Raw genomic sequence first — 2,924 nt, 5'->3', positions numbered from 1 at the left:
ACTTCGTCCCGGTCCAGTCCCCGGTCGTGAACGACCACGAGCGCACGATCGCCTGCCTGGAGGACCTCGCCGCCTCCCGCACCGAGCTGTCCGACGTCCGCCCGGGCCCGCTGGGCACCCTCGACGTGTACGTCTTCGCCGACGGTACGACCCTGTGCATGACCCCGGGCCACCGCGAGACCGCCGAGCGCCTGGCCACGGCCCTGCGCTCCGGCCAGACCCCGGTCCTGCTGGGGGGCTCCGGCGTCTCGGGCGCGTACACGCTGACGTTCGAGTGCGGCGAGGAGAACGTCTACATCCTGGCCGACAGGGTCATAGCGTCGCTGTAGAGCGCTTCCGCAACCGGCCGGTCACACACCGGCTCGCTTCTGGGCCTCCTCCACCAGCCGCACCGCCTCCGCCAGCTCGTCCTCGCTCCTGAGGACGATCGCAAGATCGTTCCCGGCGACCATGATCTGGTCCGCCGCAGCGAACATCCCCGCGTCCGGCATCTCCCGCGGCTCGGATTCCGGGTCCTCCAACCGCTGGGCACGCAGTGCCAACTCCCTGGCCAGAGCCAGTGCCTCGGCCGCCGCGCCCCGCTGCAACCGGCTCTGGGGAGCAGCTCTCAGACGATCAGCGAAGTGATCCACCGCATGGGTCAGAGGCGTCGTATCAAGCACATCGCGAGACTACGCGTCTCAGCCGGAGTGTTGCCAATACGCCGCCGCTCAGGCACGGTGACCTGAAGGACCGGCTTACATTCCACGCGTCCGGAGGCGCCGATGTCCCAAGTCTTCTCCGAGGAGACCCATCGCAATCTGCTCGCCCGAATCCCCCACTGCACCGGTCGTGAAGTCTCCGACTGGCTTCGCGCTGTCGAGGATGGCCCCGCTCTCTTCAACTTCGAGGAGAAGGTCAGCTGGCTCCGGCACGAGCACAACCTCGCGTACGGCCACGCCAAGGCGATCATCCACGAGTACGACCTGAGGAGGGCCGCGCGCAAACTGCTCTGAGCGCGCACCACCGCACGCCCAGCATCGGACACGAGGAAGGCCCCGGAAGCGGATGCTTCCGGGGCCCTTCACTGTGCCGGGAGACCGCACCGGGCGATCGACGCGCCTCGGCCGGTCAGTCGGCCGATCAGTCGTCGCCGCTGAAGATGGCCACCAGGCGCAGCATCTCCACGTAGATCCACACGAGGGTCATGGTCAGGCCGAACGCGGCCAGCCAGGCCTCCTCACGCGGGGCGCCGTAGGAGATGCCGTCCTCGATCTGCTTGAAGTCGAGCGTCAGGAAGAAGGCACCGAGCAGGATCGCGAAGATACCGACGATCGCGCCGAGCGGACCCATGCTGCGCAGACCGCCGTCCGGGGCGACCCCGAAGACGACCAGCAGCAGGTTGACCGCCATGACCAGCACGAACGCGATGGCGATGGTCATGCCGATGCGCGCGTACCGCGCGGTCACGCGGATCCAGCCCGCCTTGTAGACGAGCAGCGTGGCACCGCTGACCGCCATGGTGCCGAGCACCGCCTGGAAGGGCGCGCCCGACCAGGCCGAGTTGAACATCTCGCTGATCACGCCGAGGAAGACGCCCTCGAAGGCGGCGTACGACAGGATCAGCGCGGGCACGGCCTTGCGCTTGAAGCTCTGCACGAGCGCCAGGACCATCGCGATGAGCGCGGCGCCGATGGCCAGACCCCAGCTGGCGGGCGACACCGGCAGGAGCGCCCACGCCAGGATGGCGCCGACGACGACCGTGCCGAGCGTCATGGCCGAGCGGACGACGACGTCGTCCATCGTCATACGGCCGGTCGAGACCGGGGCCTGCGGCGGAGCGCCGTGCTGCGGGGCCTGCTGGGCGTAGGGGTTCGCCGCGTACGGGTTGGCGCCCTGCTGGGCGTACGGGTTGCCTTGCGCGTACGGGTTGCCCTGGGTGCCGACAGCTGCTCCCCCGGCCTGCGGCGCGGTGTTGAAGCCCGCGTAGCCGTTGTCGCGGCTGAACCCCCGTCGCGAGAAGACCGGGTTGCTGCTCCTCATTTCACTCCTCCATGGCCACCCTGCGCGGCCTTGGCCTCAAGAGTAATAGGTAGGCAAAGGATTGACCCTAGTGCTTGGGGAGGATCTTTCCCTCACCGTGACTCGGAACACGCTACGCGTCTCCGTGATTCCCCACATGGGCCCACCTCATCCATGACCAACCCGGTACATCCCCGGAACCAACCGGAGATCAACGGGTCCCCACCGGCCCCGCACGCACACCCACACACCGGCGGACGACCGCGACGAGCGTCCGCTCGGGTGAACCGCCGGGCCGTGCCCCGGTTCCTCTCCACCCGCCGCGCCCGGCATCGCGGCGACCGGGCTGTTGCTCACCGACCCGACCGACAGGGAACGGAGGTTGCCCGACGCGTTCGAGGAGCCGCGCCTTCCGGCGTACACCGCGCGGTGCGCCCGGATCGGCCCGCGGCCGGCCGCGCGGCGAGCCCAAGGGCGAGTGGGTCACACCGCGCCTTCTCCGGCTCGTTGGGCGACGAGGGCGGGTCGACCGCCCCGGGGAGCCGTGGTGATTTTTGTGCGGTGTTTGTCGGTGGTGCCCGGAACCGGACTTGAACCGGTACGCCCGCGAGGGGCAGCGAGGTTTAAGCTCGCCGTGTCTGCATTCCACCATCCGGGCAGGCCATGGGCTCCGCATCGAGGTTCCGAGCCTATCGGGAGCCTTCCCCCGAACAGCGGAAGGGCGGACCGATGTTGTCTTATTTTATTGACGTCTGAGGGTGCATCAGCACTCGGTACGCGCCATCCGCACTTGCCAATAGCCTTTCGGACGGCGCGGGCCCCTGTATGCGGAATGACGGAATTTCACCGCCCGAACGAGGCGCCTTCACAACACCTGACGCGAGGACGCGGTGACTCGTGTAGCCAACCCCACAGTCGAACAT

3 protein-coding genes, 1 tRNA gene and 1 pseudogene are annotated in these 2,924 nt (G+C 68.4%); 2 read left to right on the top strand and 3 right to left on the bottom strand.

Annotation, left to right across the window (positions count from 1 at the left end; all coding sequences use genetic code 11):
• Positions 1-329 (top strand): annotated as a pseudogene (locus FNH04_RS44030) (hypothetical protein); the annotation flags it as partial.
• 21 nt (positions 330-350) lie between these two features.
• On the opposite strand, the gene FNH04_RS44025 reads toward FNH04_RS44030, so the two are convergent.
• Positions 351-632: a hypothetical protein gene (locus FNH04_RS44025; protein WP_322725617.1), complete on the bottom strand. Its 282-nt coding sequence runs from the start codon at positions 630-632 to the stop codon at positions 351-353.
• A gap of 132 nt (positions 633-764) precedes the next feature.
• On the opposite strand from FNH04_RS44025, the gene FNH04_RS44020 reads away from it, so the two are divergent.
• A complete protein-coding gene (locus FNH04_RS44020) occupies positions 765-995 on the top strand; it encodes a DUF4287 domain-containing protein (RefSeq protein ID WP_062664578.1) in 231 nt (76 codons plus the stop codon).
• Between the two features lie 127 nt (positions 996-1,122).
• Here the strand turns inward: FNH04_RS44020 and FNH04_RS44015 are convergent, their stop codons facing one another.
• A complete protein-coding gene (locus tag FNH04_RS44015; RefSeq protein WP_152791841.1) occupies positions 1,123-2,022 on the bottom strand; it encodes a Bax inhibitor-1/YccA family protein in 900 nt (299 codons plus the stop codon).
• Positions 2,023-2,573: 551 nt separating this feature from the next.
• Positions 2,574-2,659, bottom strand: a tRNA-Leu gene (locus tag FNH04_RS44010).
• Between the last annotated feature and the right edge of the window lie 265 nt (positions 2,660-2,924).

This window comes from Streptomyces phyllanthi, from assembly GCF_009377205.1.
Taxonomy (GTDB): Bacteria; Actinomycetota; Actinomycetes; order Streptomycetales; family Streptomycetaceae; genus Streptomyces; species Streptomyces phyllanthi.
The sequence above is the reverse complement of the archived record's forward strand: the minus strand, read 5'-3'. Positions and strand labels throughout refer to the sequence as shown.

Coding starts and splice junctions, on each gene's coding strand:
- FNH04_RS44015 (WP_152791841.1), bottom strand. CDS start 2,022: ATGAGGAGCAGCAACCCGGTCTTCTCGCGACGGGGGTTCAGCCGCGAC.
- FNH04_RS44020 (WP_062664578.1), top strand. CDS start 765: ATGTCCCAAGTCTTCTCCGAGGAGACCCATCGCAATCTGCTCGCCCGA.